This window comes from Halobellus rufus (genome assembly GCF_000739575.1).
Classification (GTDB): domain Archaea; phylum Halobacteriota; class Halobacteria; order Halobacteriales; family Haloferacaceae; genus Haloquadratum; species Haloquadratum rufum.
In genome coordinates this window covers 37,915-53,340 of record NZ_BBJO01000002.1, presented here as the reverse complement: position 1 = coordinate 53,340, position 15,426 = coordinate 37,915, and the positions used below count along the sequence as shown (strand labels likewise).

Annotated in this window: 15 protein-coding genes; 4 read left to right on the top strand and 11 right to left on the bottom strand. The window is 66.8% G+C overall.

What is annotated here, in order from left to right; translation table 11 throughout:
- Positions 1 to 22: 22 nt before the first annotated feature.
- Positions 23 to 1,090: an mRNA surveillance protein pelota gene (locus tag ACP99_RS00885; protein WP_049984789.1), complete on the bottom strand. Its 1,068-nt coding sequence runs from the start codon at positions 1,088 to 1,090 to the stop codon at positions 23 to 25.
- A 207-nt stretch (positions 1,091 to 1,297) separates the two neighbouring features.
- Here ACP99_RS00885 and ACP99_RS00880 point away from each other — a divergent pair, with 207 nt between their 5' ends.
- Complete coding sequence (locus ACP99_RS00880) at positions 1,298 to 1,534, top strand: DUF4242 domain-containing protein (protein ID WP_049984931.1); 237 nt, start codon at positions 1,298 to 1,300, stop codon at positions 1,532 to 1,534.
- A 127-nt stretch (positions 1,535 to 1,661) separates the two neighbouring features.
- Here ACP99_RS00880 and ACP99_RS00875 read toward each other — a convergent pair whose 3' ends face one another.
- From ACP99_RS00875 to rqcH, 3 genes are all read right to left on the bottom strand, one after another.
- Positions 1,662 to 2,360, bottom strand: coding sequence for a DUF4013 domain-containing protein (locus ACP99_RS00875; RefSeq protein WP_049984788.1), 699 nt, complete (start codon positions 2,358 to 2,360; stop codon positions 1,662 to 1,664).
- A gap of 80 nt (positions 2,361 to 2,440) precedes the next feature.
- Positions 2,441 to 3,160 (bottom strand): DUF4013 domain-containing protein, encoded by a 720-nt coding sequence (locus tag ACP99_RS00870; protein WP_049984787.1) that lies wholly within the window; start codon positions 3,158 to 3,160, stop codon positions 2,441 to 2,443.
- A gap of 151 nt (positions 3,161 to 3,311) precedes the next feature.
- Positions 3,312 to 5,429: a ribosome rescue protein RqcH gene (gene rqcH, locus ACP99_RS00865; RefSeq protein ID WP_049984786.1), complete on the bottom strand. Its 2,118-nt coding sequence runs from the start codon at positions 5,427 to 5,429 to the stop codon at positions 3,312 to 3,314.
- 264 nt (positions 5,430 to 5,693) lie between these two features.
- On the opposite strand from rqcH, the gene ACP99_RS00860 reads away from it, so the two are divergent.
- Positions 5,694 to 7,259 carry an NAD(P)/FAD-dependent oxidoreductase gene (locus ACP99_RS00860; RefSeq protein WP_156105573.1) on the top strand — a complete coding sequence of 522 codons (1,566 nt, stop codon included), beginning with the start codon at positions 5,694 to 5,696 and terminating at the stop codon, positions 7,257 to 7,259.
- Between the two features lie 13 nt (positions 7,260 to 7,272).
- Here ACP99_RS00860 and ACP99_RS00855 read toward each other — a convergent pair whose 3' ends face one another.
- Both ACP99_RS00855 and ACP99_RS00850 read right to left on the bottom strand, forming a co-directional pair.
- On the bottom strand, positions 7,273 to 7,701 hold the full coding sequence (locus ACP99_RS00855; protein WP_049984785.1) for a transcriptional regulator FilR1 domain-containing protein: 429 nt from the start codon (positions 7,699 to 7,701) through the stop codon (positions 7,273 to 7,275).
- A complete protein-coding gene (locus tag ACP99_RS00850) occupies positions 7,656 to 8,075 on the bottom strand; it encodes an ArsR family transcriptional regulator (protein WP_197052319.1) in 420 nt (139 codons plus the stop codon). Before ACP99_RS00850 ends, ACP99_RS00855 begins: the two co-directional genes overlap by 46 nt.
- Before the next feature lie 144 nt (positions 8,076 to 8,219).
- Between ACP99_RS00850 and ACP99_RS00845 the strand changes: the two genes are divergently transcribed.
- Together ACP99_RS00845 and ACP99_RS00840 are read left to right on the top strand one after the other, a co-directional pair.
- Entirely contained in the window at positions 8,220 to 8,804 is a 585-nt protein-coding gene (locus ACP99_RS00845; RefSeq protein ID WP_049984783.1) for a hypothetical protein, read from the top strand.
- Positions 8,805 to 9,650: an RNA methyltransferase gene (locus tag ACP99_RS00840; RefSeq protein ID WP_081927011.1), complete on the top strand. Its 846-nt coding sequence runs from the start codon at positions 8,805 to 8,807 to the stop codon at positions 9,648 to 9,650. It abuts the gene before it with no gap.
- Between the two features lie 47 nt (positions 9,651 to 9,697).
- On the opposite strand, the gene ACP99_RS00835 is transcribed toward ACP99_RS00840, so the two are convergent.
- From ACP99_RS00835 to ACP99_RS00815, 5 genes are all read right to left on the bottom strand, one after another.
- On the bottom strand, positions 9,698 to 11,626 hold the full coding sequence (locus tag ACP99_RS00835; protein WP_049984782.1) for a methyl-accepting chemotaxis protein: 1,929 nt from the start codon (positions 11,624 to 11,626) through the stop codon (positions 9,698 to 9,700).
- Positions 11,627 to 11,714: 88 nt separating this feature from the next.
- On the bottom strand, positions 11,715 to 13,583 hold the full coding sequence (gene gatE / locus ACP99_RS00830) for a Glu-tRNA(Gln) amidotransferase subunit GatE (RefSeq protein WP_049984781.1): 1,869 nt from the start codon (positions 13,581 to 13,583) through the stop codon (positions 11,715 to 11,717).
- Between the two features lie 78 nt (positions 13,584 to 13,661).
- Positions 13,662 to 13,826, bottom strand: a complete 165-nt coding sequence (locus ACP99_RS00825) for an HVO_2901 family zinc finger protein (protein WP_197052318.1) — start codon at positions 13,824 to 13,826, stop codon at positions 13,662 to 13,664.
- Positions 13,827 to 13,930: 104 nt separating this feature from the next.
- Positions 13,931 to 14,656 (bottom strand): class I SAM-dependent methyltransferase, encoded by a 726-nt coding sequence (locus tag ACP99_RS00820; protein ID WP_049984779.1) that lies wholly within the window; start codon positions 14,654 to 14,656, stop codon positions 13,931 to 13,933.
- Complete coding sequence (locus tag ACP99_RS00815) at positions 14,614 to 15,381, bottom strand: hypothetical protein (protein WP_049984778.1); 768 nt, start codon at positions 15,379 to 15,381, stop codon at positions 14,614 to 14,616. The genes ACP99_RS00820 and ACP99_RS00815 overlap by 43 nt, the downstream gene beginning before the upstream one ends.
- Positions 15,382 to 15,426 lie beyond the last annotated feature (45 nt).

Here is a 15,426-nt window from a genome sequence, read left to right as displayed (position 1 = left end):
CGGAGAAATCGCACCGCCGTCGTCACTGCAACCGGTAGCGCAGCAGCGCCGCGATGCCGCCGAGGTTCCGCAACTGCTGGCCCGGGTCGAACTCCCCGGAGAACACCGTCACCTCGCCGCCCTGTCGCTCGACGGTCTGGATGACCTCGTTGACGTCGACGTCCCAGTCGCCGTCGCCCTGCCGCTCCTGTCGCAACCGGTCGTCGACGACGAGCAGCGTCTCGACCGCGCCGAAGTCGGCGGCCTCGGCGACTTCCTCGATCCCGTAGGCCACCTTCTCGCCGGTCGCGATGCCCTCCATCAGGTCGTCGAGCAGTTCGGCCTCCTTCGAGATCCGCGTCTGGGTCTGTACCTCGTCGACCGCGCCGCGCTTCAGCACCTCGTGGACGCCGCGGTCGCCGACGCCGGCGGTGTCGACGACGGTGATGAGGTCGGCGACTTCGGCGTGGTTCTCGGCGATGTAGTCGCGGGCGTCCTGCTTGGTGAAGCCCGGGCCCGCGAGGATGATCGCGTCGACGTCCATCCGGGCGAGCGCCTTCCCCAACTCGGCGAACAGCTCCGAGCGCGGCCGCGCGTACTCGCCTTTCCCCGTCGGCGCGGTGAAGGAGAAGCGCTCCTCGGTGCCGTACTGCGCGACCGTGTGGATGTGCGCTTCGCCCTCCTCGACGGTCGCGATGGCGACGTCGGCGTTCTCGGCGGCCTCCTCGGCGGCCTCGATGCGCTCGACCTGGTCGGGCTTGAAGTGCTTCTCGATGGTGATCTCGTCGTGTTCCTCGACGTTCAGCGTGTGGTGGTGCCCCAACTGATCCTCCCGGGAGCAGTCGATGATCTCGCCGCCGACGCGCAGGCGGTTCGCGAACCGCGCGAACTCCACGTCCTCGACGGCGATCGTGACGAAGAGGTGTTCGCGCTGACCGCCGGTGTCTCGCATCTTGTCGTCGTCGCGCTGGATCCGGCGGGTGGTGTCGCCGGAGACGCGGTCGCCGGACTCGAGGACGTGCGAGAGGTGCCAGAGGTCGTCGACGTTCTCGGGGACGAGCGTCATCCGCTCGCGACCCTCCTCGCCGCGGCCGCGGCTCGAAATTCGCATACGTGGGGGTCGACGGGGCAGGGAGAAAGGTCCTGCTATCCTACTCGTTTCCACGGTCGGCGGGGATATTCGGGGGAGTGTAACGGCATCAATCACGGCCTACGTAGTTCCAACTAAACAACACATTCCGTGTCGTAAAATAACATAATTATTCTAAGGTGTTTAAGCTCTGAGACGTCCTATCAGAATACGACTATGCCCCTATACATGGACGTGCACAGGAACGTCGACGGTAGTGCCGAGGACGTTGCAGAAGCTCATAAAAAGGACCTCGAAACGCAAGAGAAACACGGCGTGAAATACCTGAATTACTGGGTCGACGAGGACCAAGATGCCGTCTTCTGCCTGTTCGAGGGCCCCAGCAAAGAAGCGGGAGAGAAGGTACATCGCGAAGCCCACGGCCTCGTCGCGGATGAGATCTTCGAGGTCCAACAGGGAGAGTGAGCTACCGGCCGAGAGAGAATCCGATTTTTCACGGAGGCGGATCGGCAAAGTTCGCGGAGCCGCCCACCGACTGTTTCACGAGCGATCGAGGCCGAACGAATCCGAATAACAGCGGAGCGGGAGCCGGCTAGTACGTCGTCGCCGCCGACCCGCCGCGCTTCTCATCGAGTCCGTCCGCGAAGCCGCGTCCGAACAGGTAGTACGTCACCACCTGCACGTAGAACAGGACGAAGACCCCGACGATGACGACGCTGAGGAGGCTCGCAATCGTTCCGAGCACGAGGCCGACGACGACGGCGAGCACCCACGCGGTGAGGTATTCGATCGTCGTCACGCCCGCGACGATCGTCGAGACGTCGAACGCCGCGGCGATGGAGTCCTCGCGGGCGAAGTTCGCGAACATCCCCGGTGCGACGTAGCCGAGAACGAGCGCGAACGCGATGAACAGCAGGAACCCAACGACGCCGAACGCCGCGAAGGCGCCGCCGGCGGCGGCACCCGGATCGCCGCCGGCACCCCCGGCGGACAGGAGCGATCCGGCCCCGAAGATCACCGCGACGACGCCCAGCGCGAGGAAGGCGACGAGTCCGACGACGAGGTTCACCGCGAACAGTTTCAGTCCGTCGACGAGGAGGTCACCCCAGTCTCTGAACTCCGGGGGGTTGGGGTCGTCGTTGGTCACGCCGCGAAGCACGCGAACGTAGTAGCCTTGGAGGAAGAATATCGGGACCACGAACACCGTCAGGAGGCTCAGCAAGCCGCCGATCAGGACCGTTCGGATCCAGCTATCACCGTCGAGCGGGTACGAGAGGGCATCTGAAAGCATCGAGTCGAGCCTCTCGACACTAACAGGTAATTCTTGCGACTATTGACGGGGAAATCGCGAGACGAAATCGGTGCGTGGGCTCACACCGCGGGCGACTCGCCCATCGCGTCGTCGCGCTCGGTCATCTCGACGTCGCGGAGTTCGCCCCACGCGTGGCCGATCAGGTAGTACGCCGACACCGTGGCGTAGAAGCCGAGGAAGGCCGTGGCGATCTGTCCGATGACGGGAACCGCGTTCAGCACGCCGGCGATCAAGCCGGCCCCGAGCAGGATCGCGACGCCCGAGAGCCACGCGGTGGCGTACGTGCCGGAGCCGAGGACGGGGCGAAGCTCGCCGAACGAGAACGCCGCGCCGATCCGGTCAGTCTCGGCGAAGGCCGCGATGGCTGCCGGGATGACGTACGCCGCGAGGAGGCTCAGCACGAGCGCGAGCAGGCTTCCGAGGATGATTCCGACCATCCCGAGGCCCATCAGGCTCCCTGACTCCGACCCACCGCCGACGGCGAAGGAGAGGATCCCTCCGCCCACGACGACTGTGGCGATGACGGCGGGCACGAGCCCGTAGACGAACGCGACGACGAACGCCTTCAGCCCGTCGACGAAGAGGTCACCCCATTCGTCGAACACCGGCGGGCGGTCGTCGTCGTGCATCGTTCCGCGGACCACGCGGACCAGATAACCGAGGACGAGGAACGTCGGAACGACGAGCACGCTCAGCAGGCTGAGGATGCCGCCGATGAGAACGGTTCTGACCCACCGATCCTCGTCGGTTCGAAGGTACTGTAATGACTCTTGTATCATTGGGATTCACCGAGCGGGGTCGTCGACGCCGCGACGGCCGTATTCGCTCAGGGTGAGAGATACGTCCTCATCGGAGATAAACATATGCCGAATACTGGGAGTATGTCCGCCATACGGCCCGACCGGTCGCCAGCGGTACCGATTACTACCGCTACTCGTCGACCAACTCGCTGCCGCCCGGCGGGAGGAACTCCTGGATCTTATCGGGGGTCGCGACCTTCCGGAGGAACTTCTGGTCCGCGAAGCGGTCGCGGAACTCCCGGTAGAGCATCTTCGCGGCGTCGTTCTGGGCGTACCGACCCGGCCGTACCGTCACCGACGTCGCCACGCGGTCTTCGATGGCCGCTGGCGGTCCGCCGATCACGCGCGTCTCTCCCTCACACTGGATTCCGACGGTGATCTCGGCGGCGACGTCGCGGAAGTACGTCCGGTCGCCGCGGATGACGAACGACCCCTTCTCGATGTACTCGCCCGATTCTGGCGTCTTCGAGACCTGGTCCGGCGTGACCATATACGCCTCGCCGGCGTAGCGGCCCTGCTTCCAGATCGAGGAGTACGAGACGGCGAACTGCGCCGCCTCTTCCTTCGTCGATTCGGGGAATTCCACCGCCTCAGAGGGCTCGGAGGGCCCCGTCGCCTTCACGACCGTGACCGGCCCGCCGTGCGCCTGCGTGTGGAAGAACAGGTCGTGCTTGTTCAGGTACTTGGTGACGATCTCCTCGTTCTGGTCGGCGTTCCGCCCGCCGATGACGAGGAAGCCGTCGGAGGTGTGGAACCACCGGAACCGCTCGTACCACTGCTCGGAGCTCCGGATCGGGATGGACTCCATCTCCAGCCAGTCGCGGTCCTCGAACTCCTCGTCGTCGGTTTCCTCCTCTTCCTCGTCCCCGTCGTCGGCCTCCCACTCCTCGCGGCGTCGCTTGACCGCTTCGAGTTCCTCGCGGGTGTTCTCGATGGCGGCCAGCGCGCCCTCCTTCTTCTCCTCGATCCGCTTGGCCTCCGTGTAGAGCCGATCCGCGTTCTTCTCGACGCCCGTGTCGACGACGACCTCCACCTCGGTCCCGTCGAGTTCGATCGTCACGGTCCCCTCCGCGCCGTCGACGTCGACGACCGCCTCCGCGGCGGGGATTCCCCGTTCTGCTCCCGCATCGAGGGTCTCTCGGATCTCGTCCCACGGAACCCCGTCCGCCCGCGCCTCCCGGACCGTCGAGAGCACGTCGTCGACGAGGTCGTAGTTCGCGTACAGCAGTTCGGCGCGGCGGCGCTCGGTCTCGGCCTGCTGCTCGAATCCCTCGATCGCGCCCTCCTGCTGGTCGATGATCCGTTTTTTCTTCTCGATCTCCGCCTCGAAGTCGGGGCGCGTACTCCCGATCTCCTCCGCGTCCTCGCCGTCCTCGGGTTCGAGCCGGAAGAAGTACTCGTCGAGCGCGTCGTTGAACGTGTCGTACGCCTCGCTGTCGAGCCCCGTTCGTTCGTGCTCTTCGAGCGGGAACGGCGTCGCGTCGACGACCGCGCCGTCCTCGTCGGTGTAGACGCGGGGGTCGAAGTCGCCGGAGCGAAGCCGCGTCCGCAACTCCTCGATCGCGCCGTGGACCGCGCGGTACTCGTCGTCGCCGGCCTCCTCGATCGGCGTCGTCTTCTCGACTCCCGCGCGGGTGCAGAGCTCCTCGGCGTAGAGGCCGCCGAGGTTCAACTGCGTCGCGAGCGTCCGCACGACGTCGGTGTCGGAGTCGTCCATATTCCGCGCGAACGCCTCGTAACTCACGGTGAGTGGATTGAGCCGCGAGGCGGGGAACTCGTACTGCGATCCCGGCGCGACGGTCCGCGACTTCAACCGCACCGTCTCGAGGCTCTGGACGACCTCGCCGGCCTCGTCGAGGACGGCGACGTTGCCCTGCCCGAACAGTTCGACGACCAGTTTCGTGTTCTCGTCGTCGCGCTCGAACTCGAAGACGAGGATGCGATCGAACTCGAACTGCTCGACGCCCGCGAAGTCCGCCCCCGAGAGGCGGTTGCGGAGCATCATCGCGAAGTTCGGCGGGCGGCCGGGGGCGTCGGGAACCCGTTCGGGGTCGGCGAGGTGCGCGCGCTTGACGTCGCCGACCTCCAGCAGCAGTTCCACGCGGCCGCGGTCGAAGTCGCGCATCTTGAAGCGGAGCAGGTCGTCGCCGTAGAGGTAGGCCTTGTCGACCTTCGCACCCTCGTACCGGTTCAGTTCGGTGACGAGGGCGGCCAGATCGACGCTCGTGAGCTCCCGCTTCGGATCCATACCCCTCCGTTCTCGCGGGGGAAGGAAAAGCCGCACGTTCCGCGGTGCGGTCGAACGGGACGGTACCGAGGTACCGAAACCTCGAGCCTGTCCGACCGACGCGCGGAAAAAGAGCGCTGCGCGCGACGTGCGTCCCGCTCATTTCAAAGTATCTGATTTCAAAGAATATTACCAATACGCCCCCGACGATCTACCGATCACCCCGTGAGAGACACCTACGACGCGGTTATCGGCGGGAGCGGAATAGCCGGATCCACCATTTCGATGATCCTCGCGAAGAACGACCTCGACGTTCTGCTGATCGAGGCGAAGAAACACCCCCGGTTCGCGATCGGCGAGGCGATGTTACCCCTGAGCGCGGTGTGGATGTGGATCGTCGGGGAGTACTTCGACGTCCCCGAGATCCAGCACCTGAGTGACGCGAACAGAATCGTCGATAACGTCACCGAGTCCTGCGGTGTCAAACACTCGGTCGGGTTCGCATACCACGAACGCGGGCAGCCGTTCAGCGGCGAGCACGCCCACCAACTGGTTCCGCCCGAGATGCCGTTTTACAAGGAGAGCCACCTCCTCCGCGAACACGTCGATCACTACCTCGTCGAGTCCGCCGGAAGCTACGGGGTCGAGTACGTCGACGAGACGCCGATAACGGACGTCGAGATCGACGATGACGAGGTGACGGTGACCACCGATCGGGGGACGACGACCGGCGCGGTCTTCGTCGACGCCACCGGCGGCAACTCGATCCTCGCGGAGAAGCGGGGGTACCGAGACGAGACGCCGGACCTCGAAACGGACACGCGGGCGATCTTCGCCCACGTCGAGGGGCTCGAGCCGTTCGACGAGCTGATCGACGAGGAGGACCGTCCCGGGCAGACCAATCGGCTGCACGACGGGACGCTACATCACGTGTTCGAGGGAGGGTGGCTGTGGGTCATCCCGTTCGATAACTTCGACCGCTCGACGGAGACGAAAGCGAGCGTGGGACTCATGCTCGATCGAAACACCCGTCCCCGCGACGAGTCGCTCAGCGCCGAGGAGGAGTTTCACGAGATCATCTCGGCGTATCCGGACGTCGAGCGACACCTCGGGCCGGTTGAGCCGGTGATGCCGTGGATTCGGACGGGTCGGTTACAACGAAGCGCCTCCGAGTCGTCCGGCCATCGACATCTGCTGACGAACCACACCTACGGGTTCGTCGATCCGCTGTACTCGCAGGGAATGGTCCACACGTTCGAGTCGGTGTTTCAGTCCGCGAAGCTCCTCTTGGAGGCGTTCGAGGTGGGTGACTTCTCGGCGGAGCGGTTCGCGCCGATCGACGACCTCCACCGACGACAGTTGGAGACGGCCGATCTGCTCGTGAGCAACGCCTACACGTCGATGGACGAGTTCGACCTGTGGAACGCCTGGACGCAGTTGATCCTCGTCGAATCCGTGTTTCCCGACCTCTACATCCAACGGCACTGCCTGAAGTACCTCTCCTCCGGCGACCCCGCGGAACTCGATCGGTTGCTTCGGGAGACCCGCCCCGGCGACGACGCGCCGTTCGCCCCGGAAAAAGACGCGTTGTTGGACCGTTCTTCGGCCGTCCTCGACGCCTACACCGCGGGGGAGATCAGCGCAGGCACCGCCGCCGAATCACTGTTCGATGCGATGAAACGGGCTGATTGGCTCCCCCGGAGCGTCTACGACTGGGGGAACGAGGATGAGCGGCACATCGACTTCGCAGACCCGGCGGTCACTGGCGAACTGCTCGCGTGGGGACGGACCGATGCCCCCGCGCACATCAGAGAGGGACTCTTCGACTTCGAGATGCCGGAGATGCCGTAGCACGGGGCGAGGCTCACCGCTGGTGTGACCCGTCCAGCCACTGGTCCAGGGGTTCGGATCGAGCGGCGTAGTAGTCGTAGAGATCACGGGCCCACTCGAGCGCCGCTGGGTTGGCGGTGTCGACCAACGCGCGTGGGTGTCCAGTCTCCTCGTCGTGAACGGTTAACGTGAGTCGGTCGTCGAACAGCCCGAATTGGACGGGAATCGGATCGGGCGAGATCAGCATCCCCGCGTTCGGTTCCGCGATCCACAGGGACTTGATCTCCGGGTACGCGTTGAGGTACTGTTCCGCCGCCGTCGCCGTCCAGACGCTTTCGACCGCCACGTCGCCGCGGAGTTTCGGTTTGATCCGCTCGACGATGTCGGGCGGAACCGCGCTAATGCTCCGCGCGCCCTTCACCTGGTCGGTATCGTCCCAGAACCCGAGGTACCGATCGTGCATCCCGTAGGTTCCTCGGAGGTCGCCCTCGTCACCGTCGCCCCGTCGAGGAGGCCGATCTCGAACGGAACCGGACAGCGCGAGAGCTGTTCGACGAGCTTCGGAAGCCGGGCGGAGACGTCCAACGGGTGGCAGAACTCCTCTAATTCCTGCAGAACGATGGTCCCGAACTCGGTGAGCGCGTGTTCTCCGTTCGTCGTCGTGACGAGGCCTCGCTCGCGGAGGGCCGCCAGATGGCGATTGATCGTCGCCCGCGAGTAGTCGAGCGTTCCTTCGAGTTGGCGGCTCGTGAGAGCTGTGTTCTCCCGGAGAGACGTCACCAGCTCGTGGTGAGCGACGACGAGTTCCGTCAGTTCGAGTCCCCGTTCGATATTCATACCCATACCAGCGATCCGCACCACAAAACGATGCGTGTTCGAGATGTGTGAGCCCCCCGCACACGGACGCTGCGGTCCCGCCACAGGAGACTCCCGACGGCCGAGACACGCTCTTTTTATCCGCTGGCCCGTTACCGACCGCTAATGGCCAAAGTCAGCATCGGCCTCCGCGGCTGGCGGTTCGACGAGGAGGAGGTGTTCACCGACGAGGGGGAGTTCCGCCCGCTGGATTCGGTGCCCGAGGAGACGCGGAAGCGACTCATCCGACTCACCTATCTGCAGGAGAAGCCCTGCGACGCGTGTTACCTGATCCACGGCGAAGCTGAGAAGCGCCGCTGCAATCAGGCCGAGATCGTCTACGGGGAGCCGATGGAGGAGGTCCTCCTCTGCTCGGAGCACGAGGCCGACTTCCTCTACTGGTTTCGCGAGGCCGGCGGCTCCGAGGCCGCCGGGACCGAGACGTTCCGCGATCGGTTCCACGAGTGGTTCCTCGACGGCAACCGCGCGCCGGAGGGCTACGGCGGGCTCGATCACGTCGACACCGACCCCGACACGCTCCCGACGCCGCCGGAGCCGGCCGAGTTGAACCGTCGGCTCAACGAGAACTACGAGGGCGAGCGCAAGCGGATCGACCTCCGCACGGGCGAGATCAAGACCGTCGAGGACGACGAGGAGGACGAACCCTCGCTCGGCGACGTCGACCTCGGACGCGAGTACCCCACGAAGTAGATGGTGTCGGAGCCGTCACCCCGACGCCGGAAGCCGGTCGTCGTCGTCGTCGAACCCGAGACGCCGGGGAACATCGGCACGATCGCCCGCGCGATGAAGAACTTCGGGCTCTCGGAGTTGAAACTGGTCGACCCGCCCGAACTCGACAGGGACAGCGAGGCGTACGGTTTCGCCGGGCACGCCCGCGAGGACGTCCTCCCGAACGCCGAGGAGGTGACGTTCGACGAGGTCGTCGAGCGGTACCACACGATCGGCACGACCGCGATCACCAACGAGGACAGCCGCAAGCACGTCCGCTTCCCGTTCAAGACGCCCGTCGAAGTTCGAGAGAGCCTGGAGACTGTCGACACCGAGACGGCGCTGGTGTTCGGACGGGAGGGGACCGGCCTCGACAACGAGGAGCTGAAACGCCTCGACGAGGTGTGCTCGATCCCCGCCAGCGGCGAGTACCCCGTCTTGAACCTCGGGCAGGCCGCGACGATCCTCCTGTACGAGCTCCGACCGCTGACCGTCGACGAATATCAGCTACCGAACGTCGAACGCGAGCGCGCCGACGAGCGCGACATCGACCGCTTCTACGACTTCTTCGAGACGTTCCACCGCGCTATCGACGACCGCCAACACAAACGCGAGAAGACGTCGGTGATGATGCGCCGACTCCTCGGGCGCGCGCATCCGACCGAGCGCGAGATCACCACGCTCACGGGGATCTTCAGGCGCGCGAACGACCTCCTGGAAGACCGGACGTTCGGCGACCACGTCGACGACGGATCCGGAGAAACGGGCGAGGGCGCGAACGGGATCTCGAACGAGACTCCCAATCGAAGCGGCACGGGGAACGAGTAGAACGCGGCACCGAGTGAAAAGCCGAAACGAGTAACGGCGCCGACCGGTCAGTCGAACTGGCCGTCGTCGCCGAGCGCCACGTCAGATCCCGGAGCCCCGTCGGCGTGTGGGGGCCGCGAGCCCGAATCGGCCGCTCTGACGTCGCCGTCGCTCACCTCGAACGCGCCGACGAGGGTCTGCAGTTCCTCGGCCTGCTCGGCGACGGCTCTGACGTTCGAGCTGACCTGTGAGAGCGAGGACGCCTGCTCTTGGGCGGCCGCGGAGACGCTCTGTGCCTCCCCCGCCGTCGTCTTGCTGATCTCCGCGACGGACTCGACCCGCGAGACAGCCTGCTCGGCGCTGACCGCCTGGTCGTCGGTCGCCTCGCTGATCTCCTGGATCCCCCTGTCGGTCTCGTCGGTGTTCGCCGCGACCCGCGAGAACGAGTCGAGCACGTCTTCGACGGCTTCGACGCCGTCGCGCATATGTTCCTCCGCCGTCCGCGCCTCCTCGACGGTCGTCGTCGTCTGCGCCTGCGTCTCGTCGATCAGTTGCTCGATCTCGGTGGCGGACTCCTGGGTCTCCTCGGCCAACTGCTTGATCTCGTCGGCGACGACCGCGAACCCGTCGCCGTTGACGCCGGATCCCGCCGCGCCGACCCGCGCCGCCTCGATGTTGGCGTTCAGCGCCAAGAGGTTCGTCTGCTCGGCGACGTCGCTGATGAGTTCGACGATCTCGCCGATCTCCTCCATCTGGTCGTCGAGGCGTTCGACGTGGTCCACCGTCGAGTCGATCGCCGACTGCCCGTCTCGGGCGTCCGCGATCGCGCTCTCGGCGGTCTCCTCGCCCTCGGCGGCGACCCGCGCCGTCTCGTGAGACGTCTGGGCGACGGTCTCCGCCGAGGAGGCGACCTCCTCGATCGTCGCCGAGAGGTCGGTCATCTTCCCGTAGACCTCTTCGAGCATCTCCCGCTGTTCGTCGGTGCCGCCGGAGATCTCCTGGATCGCTTCGCTCACCTCCTCGCTGGCTCGCCTGACTTCCCCGGCCCCGGCGTCGGCCTCCTCGCTCGCCTCGGTCACCTCGCGGGTGAACGACTGGATGTCCCGGACCGCCGACTCCATCTCTCCGATCATCTCGTTGTAGGCGGCCGCTATCTCGGTCATCGCCTCGCTCTCGCTCTCGGGGTCCAGTCTGACGGTGAGGTCGCCGTCCGCGGCCTGCGCCATCGCCGCGCTGTAGCGGTTAGCCTTCGTTTCGAGGTGCTCGTTCAACTGCGCGACCTCTCGCTCCCGAGCCTCGGCCTCCGCCTTCATCGCTTCGGCCTCCTCGGTCTCCGCGAGTTGCTTCCGCGCCTCCTCGCGGGAGCGCTCGATCGAGTACCAGTTCGTCATCAGCGCGGTGGCGAGCATCAACACGAACACCGCGTGGATGCCCGCCCACACGAAGGGGTTCGTGACCGCGGCGTTGTGGTTGTACACCATCTCGGGCATCAGCAGGCCGAACAGCCCGTGCTGCACCGCCACGAAGACGATGCCGACGAGGAACGGGACCCAGTCTTCGTACACCGCGACGATGCCCATCACGACGAAGAAGTGGAAGTGCGCCTCGATGTAGCCGCCGGAGAAGTAGACCAACACCGCCGAAGACATCGCCAGCGCCGCCGTCGCGAGGGAGGACCGAACGCGCCGGCTGAACCGCGGCCACGCGGCCAAGAGGCCGACTGCGGCGACGACGCCGACGCGAGTCACGACGGCACTCAGCGGGAGTTCGGGGATCTGCGCGCCCGTGAACGACTCCGTACCCTCGTATATGCCCAGCAGGAACAACAGCGGGATGTGCGCCAAGATGCCGAGGAGTATGTTCCGGTGGCGCTTTCGCCACCGATCGTCCGGAATCGTGTCGCCGCTCGGCGTGTATCTGACGAACTCCCGGATCTTGTGCTCGATTCGCTCCAACCCGGATCCCCCCTCCCGAGATCCGACCGAACTGGCTGCCATACAGTCTCCGCTCAGCCACTACGGAAAACTGTTGACACCTAATTATCAAGAGATGTAATCTGGATCAGACAGCCGCAGAAGCGACCGCTCACGCCCGCTTTTGAATCTCCTCGCGGAGCACGTCGCTGACGATTTCGCCGTCCGCCTTCCCGCGCAGCGCGCCCATCGCCTCGCCCATCAGTCCCGAGAACGCTCCCATTCCCTCGGATTCCACCTGCTCGGCGTTGCGCTCGACGACCTCGACGACGGCCTCGCGCACGTCGTCCTCGGAGACTCCGGAGAGCCCGGCCTCCTCGACGGCCTCGGTGGCGCTCATCGTCGGATCCGCCGCCAGCGCCGAGAGCACGTCGCCGACGCCCTCTTTCGCCAACTCACCGTCCTCGACGAGGTGCATCACCGCGAGCAACTGCTCGTCGGTGAGGTTCTCCACGGCGACGTCGTCTCGTCGGAGTTCCGTCAGCGTCGACTCCAGCAGTCCGGCCGCGAAGGTGGCGTCGACCCCCTCGTCGACGGAGCGCTCGAACAGCGGCATCCGGCGGCCGTACGCGACCTGCTCTGCGAGGCCGCTGTCGAGGTCGAACTCGGACTGGTAGCGGTCGACCTTCTCGGTCAGCAGTTCGGGCGTCTCGACCTCCGAGGGATCGAGTTCGACCGGCGGGACGTCGGTCTCGGGGTACATCCGCGCCGCTCCGGGCAGCGGGCGGAGGTACCGTGTCGTGCCGTCGTCGTTGGCGCCGCGGGTCTCCTCCGGGACTCCCTCCAGCGCCGTCCGGGCGCGGTCGGCGGCCGCATCGGCGGCCAGTTCGGCCGTCTCCGGGTCGTCGGCGACGATGGCGACCGCGTCGTCGTCACCCGCGTCGACCGCCTCGCGCAGGGCCTCGACCTCCGACTCGGTCACACCGTAGGCCGGCAGTTCGTCGGTGTGGAAGATGCCGCCCGCGCCGTGGCGCTTGGCGTGGTCGGACAGTTCGGTTCCGAGGCGTCGATCGGGCTGGATCTCGCGACCGACGAGGCCGTCGAACCCGTACAGCGGGACGGCGATCACTCTGCCGCCCCCCGAGAGCGCGCCGCCGATAACGCCGGAGTCGGTCCCCTCGAACACGCCCGAGACGTCGACGACGTCGCCGACGCTCGCGTCGCGCTCGCGCAGTTCTGCGCGGATGTCGAGCAGTTCGACCTGGCGACCCACCTCTTGGCGGACGATCTCGTCGATCTGATCCAGCGCCTGCACGCCCTTGATCTCGACGCGCGCGCCCTCGGCGATCGAGACGTTCACGTCCTGTCGGATGGTGCCCAGGCCGCGCTTGACCGCGCCGGTCGAGCGCAGGAGCATCCCGATCGTCTCCGCCGCCTCGCGGGCCTGTTCGGGCGAGTCGATGTCCGGGCGCGTGCCGATCTCGACGAGCGGGACGCCGAGCCGATCGAGGGAAAACGTGACGCCGTCGTCGCGCTCTTCGACCCGCTGGGCGGACTCCTCTTCGAGCATCAGGTCCTCGACGCCGACGGGGCCGTCGCTCGTCTCGATCTCGCCGTCCTGGGCGATGAGCGAGGTCCGCTGGAATCCGGAGGTGTTCGACCCGTCGATGACGAGCTTTCGCATCACGTGCGCCTGATCGATCGGCTCCATATCGAGGAGGTCGGCGATCTGCAGCACGACCTCGCGCGCCTCGGCGTCGAGTCGGTGGGGGGGCTCCTCGTCCTCCTCGACGAGACAGGTCGAGTCGTACGCGAGGTACTCGAACTCCCGGTCGACGCGGCTCTCTTCGAGGGCGGCCTCGTCGAGTTCGCCGAGTTCGCTCTTCGTCGGGTGGAGATAGCGGGTGAACGAACGCGTCGCCGACTCGGGCTCGCGGGCGTCTGTCAGGCACTGGCAGAACAGCTTCGTCGCGGTGTCGAGCTGCTGGTGGATCTCCAGTCCCGCGACGAGGCCGAGGTCGTCGTAGTCGTAGGCGGTCATTGTCGGAACGTGCGCCGCCCGGCGTAAAAAATGATTCAGTCCGCGTCGACGGTCGCGGCGCGGGCGACCCGGCGAACCTTACAGCCGCCGCAGCCCGTCGCCGATCCCGCTGGCCTCCTCGCACTCGGGGCAGGCGTAGTGCCACCCGTCGGTCGTCGCTCTTCCCTCGGGGAACGTCGCCCCGCAGTGCCGGCATTCGAGGAGGTCGCGACCGCGGTCGCGACTGTACTGGAGGCCCTGCATACCTCGGATTTCGACGGATCGAGCCATCAACGTATCGATTCCCGGGCGAACGCGAGATCGCACTCGTGCGGCGCTCAGCAGCGCTCAGACGTCCCCGTCCGCGCTCAGGAACGCCCGGCCTGCACGCGGATCGTCCCGAACACGTAGTCCTCGACGGCGACCTCGTCGGTGCAGTCGACGAGCGCGCGCCGGGACGCCTCGGTCCGCGCTTCGAGTTGGCCGAGCGGATCGCCCACCTCGAAATCGAACAGCCGGGCGTTCAGCCGGGCAAACGCGCCCAGAGCGGCGTTCGCAACGCGACCGCCGTGCGGCGCGAAGTTGGCGACGACCACCGAGTCCGCGAGGTCGCACCAGCGAGCGACCACCGCGTACGGGTCCGGAAACAGCGAGGTGACGAACGTGGCGAGCGCGCCGTCGGCCCGCGATATCGGCGGGCGCGTCGCGTCGCCGCGAACGACGGAGACGTTCGTCCAGCCGCGACGCTCGACGAGCGCCCGCGCCCGGTCGAGCATCGGTCCGGTGACGTCGACGCCGACGACCCGCCCGTCGGGACCGACGGCCTCCCGGAGCGCCGGGAAGTTCACGCCGGGCCCGCAGCCGAAGTCGACGACGGTGTCTCCGGGGTCGAGATCCAGCGCCGCGACACAGCCCGCGCGGACGCCGCCGACCGACGCCGTCGCCCGCGCGAACCAGTCGTAGACCGGTGCCCACGCGCCGTACTCGCGGACGATCCGCCGGATCGATTCGGGATCTGTCGTGGCGGGGCCGTCGCCTCCGGCGGAGTCGGTCACCGCTGCACCCCGAGCGCCGCCGGCGGCGTCTTCGGCCACCACTCCCGCGGTCCGTCGCGGGCGACCGACGAGTAGCACCGCTCGGAGTCGGCGCAGCCACGCGGCCGCTGATAGTCGATGCCGCGTTCTTCTAGGTACGTCACGTAGCCGTCGTCGACGCGATCGAGCTTCTCGTGGCACACCCAGCGTTTCCCGCACGCTCCGGCGGCGACGTTCCGGTACGGGCAGGTGAACGTCGTCCGTTCGGTCCCGGCCTCGGTTTCGGTCGTCTCGATCCGCACGCCGACCGCGCGGTACGCCACACGCAGCCGTCGGACCACCTGCTCGGGCGACGACGCTCCGAGAAACAGCACGTGCGCCAGCCCGTAGCCGACGTCGTGGAGCAGGCGTTCGAGCGGGGACAGCCCGTCCCGAGAGTCGGCGAGGAGCCCGCAGAGGTCGGCGTACCACGTCGAGACGGCGGCCACCGAATCGAGCGTCTCGGCCGCGCTCGCGAGAGCGTCGCGCCGCTCCGTCAGTGGCGTCGCCCCCTCAGACAGTCGGAACGACGGGACCGACTCGACGTGTTCGAGCACCGTCTCCCGGAGCACTTCGCCGTCGGCGTACGCCGCGGAGCGGCGCTGTAGCTCCGGGTACCACGAGTCGGCTATCGCGCCGTACGTCCCGTCGAGGAGGTCGTCGGCGCGGTCGAACGCCGCCGAGTCCGGCGGCCTCGGGAAGCGGTCGACGACGGACAGCAGTTCATCGGGCTTCGGCCCCGCCATAGGAGTTCATACGGTCGCATCGGCAAAAGCGTACGTCCGAGAACT

Coding starts and splice junctions, on each gene's coding strand:
- ACP99_RS00835 (WP_049984782.1), bottom strand. CDS start 11,626: ATGGCAGCCAGTTCGGTCGGATCTCGGGAGGGGGGATCCGGGTTGGAG.
- ACP99_RS00860 (WP_156105573.1), top strand. CDS start 5,694: ATGATCCTCGCGAAGAACGACCTCGACGTTCTGCTGATCGAGGCGAAG.
- ACP99_RS00855 (WP_049984785.1), bottom strand. CDS start 7,701: ATGCACGATCGGTACCTCGGGTTCTGGGACGATACCGACCAGGTGAAG.
- ACP99_RS00870 (WP_049984787.1), bottom strand. CDS start 3,160: ATGATACAAGAGTCATTACAGTACCTTCGAACCGACGAGGATCGGTGG.
- ACP99_RS00815 (WP_049984778.1), bottom strand. CDS start 15,381: ATGGCGGGGCCGAAGCCCGATGAACTGCTGTCCGTCGTCGACCGCTTC.
- ACP99_RS00880 (WP_049984931.1), top strand. CDS start 1,298: ATGGACGTGCACAGGAACGTCGACGGTAGTGCCGAGGACGTTGCAGAA.
- ACP99_RS00840 (WP_081927011.1), top strand. CDS start 8,805: ATGGTGTCGGAGCCGTCACCCCGACGCCGGAAGCCGGTCGTCGTCGTC.
- ACP99_RS00825 (WP_197052318.1), bottom strand. CDS start 13,826: ATGCAGGGCCTCCAGTACAGTCGCGACCGCGGTCGCGACCTCCTCGAA.
- gatE (WP_049984781.1), bottom strand. CDS start 13,583: ATGACCGCCTACGACTACGACGACCTCGGCCTCGTCGCGGGACTGGAG.
- ACP99_RS00885 (WP_049984789.1), bottom strand. CDS start 1,090: ATGCGAATTTCGAGCCGCGGCCGCGGCGAGGAGGGTCGCGAGCGGATG.
- ACP99_RS00875 (WP_049984788.1), bottom strand. CDS start 2,360: ATGCTTTCAGATGCCCTCTCGTACCCGCTCGACGGTGATAGCTGGATC.
- rqcH (WP_049984786.1), bottom strand. CDS start 5,429: ATGGATCCGAAGCGGGAGCTCACGAGCGTCGATCTGGCCGCCCTCGTC.
- ACP99_RS00850 (WP_197052319.1), bottom strand. CDS start 8,075: ATGAATATCGAACGGGGACTCGAACTGACGGAACTCGTCGTCGCTCAC.
- ACP99_RS00845 (WP_049984783.1), top strand. CDS start 8,220: ATGGCCAAAGTCAGCATCGGCCTCCGCGGCTGGCGGTTCGACGAGGAG.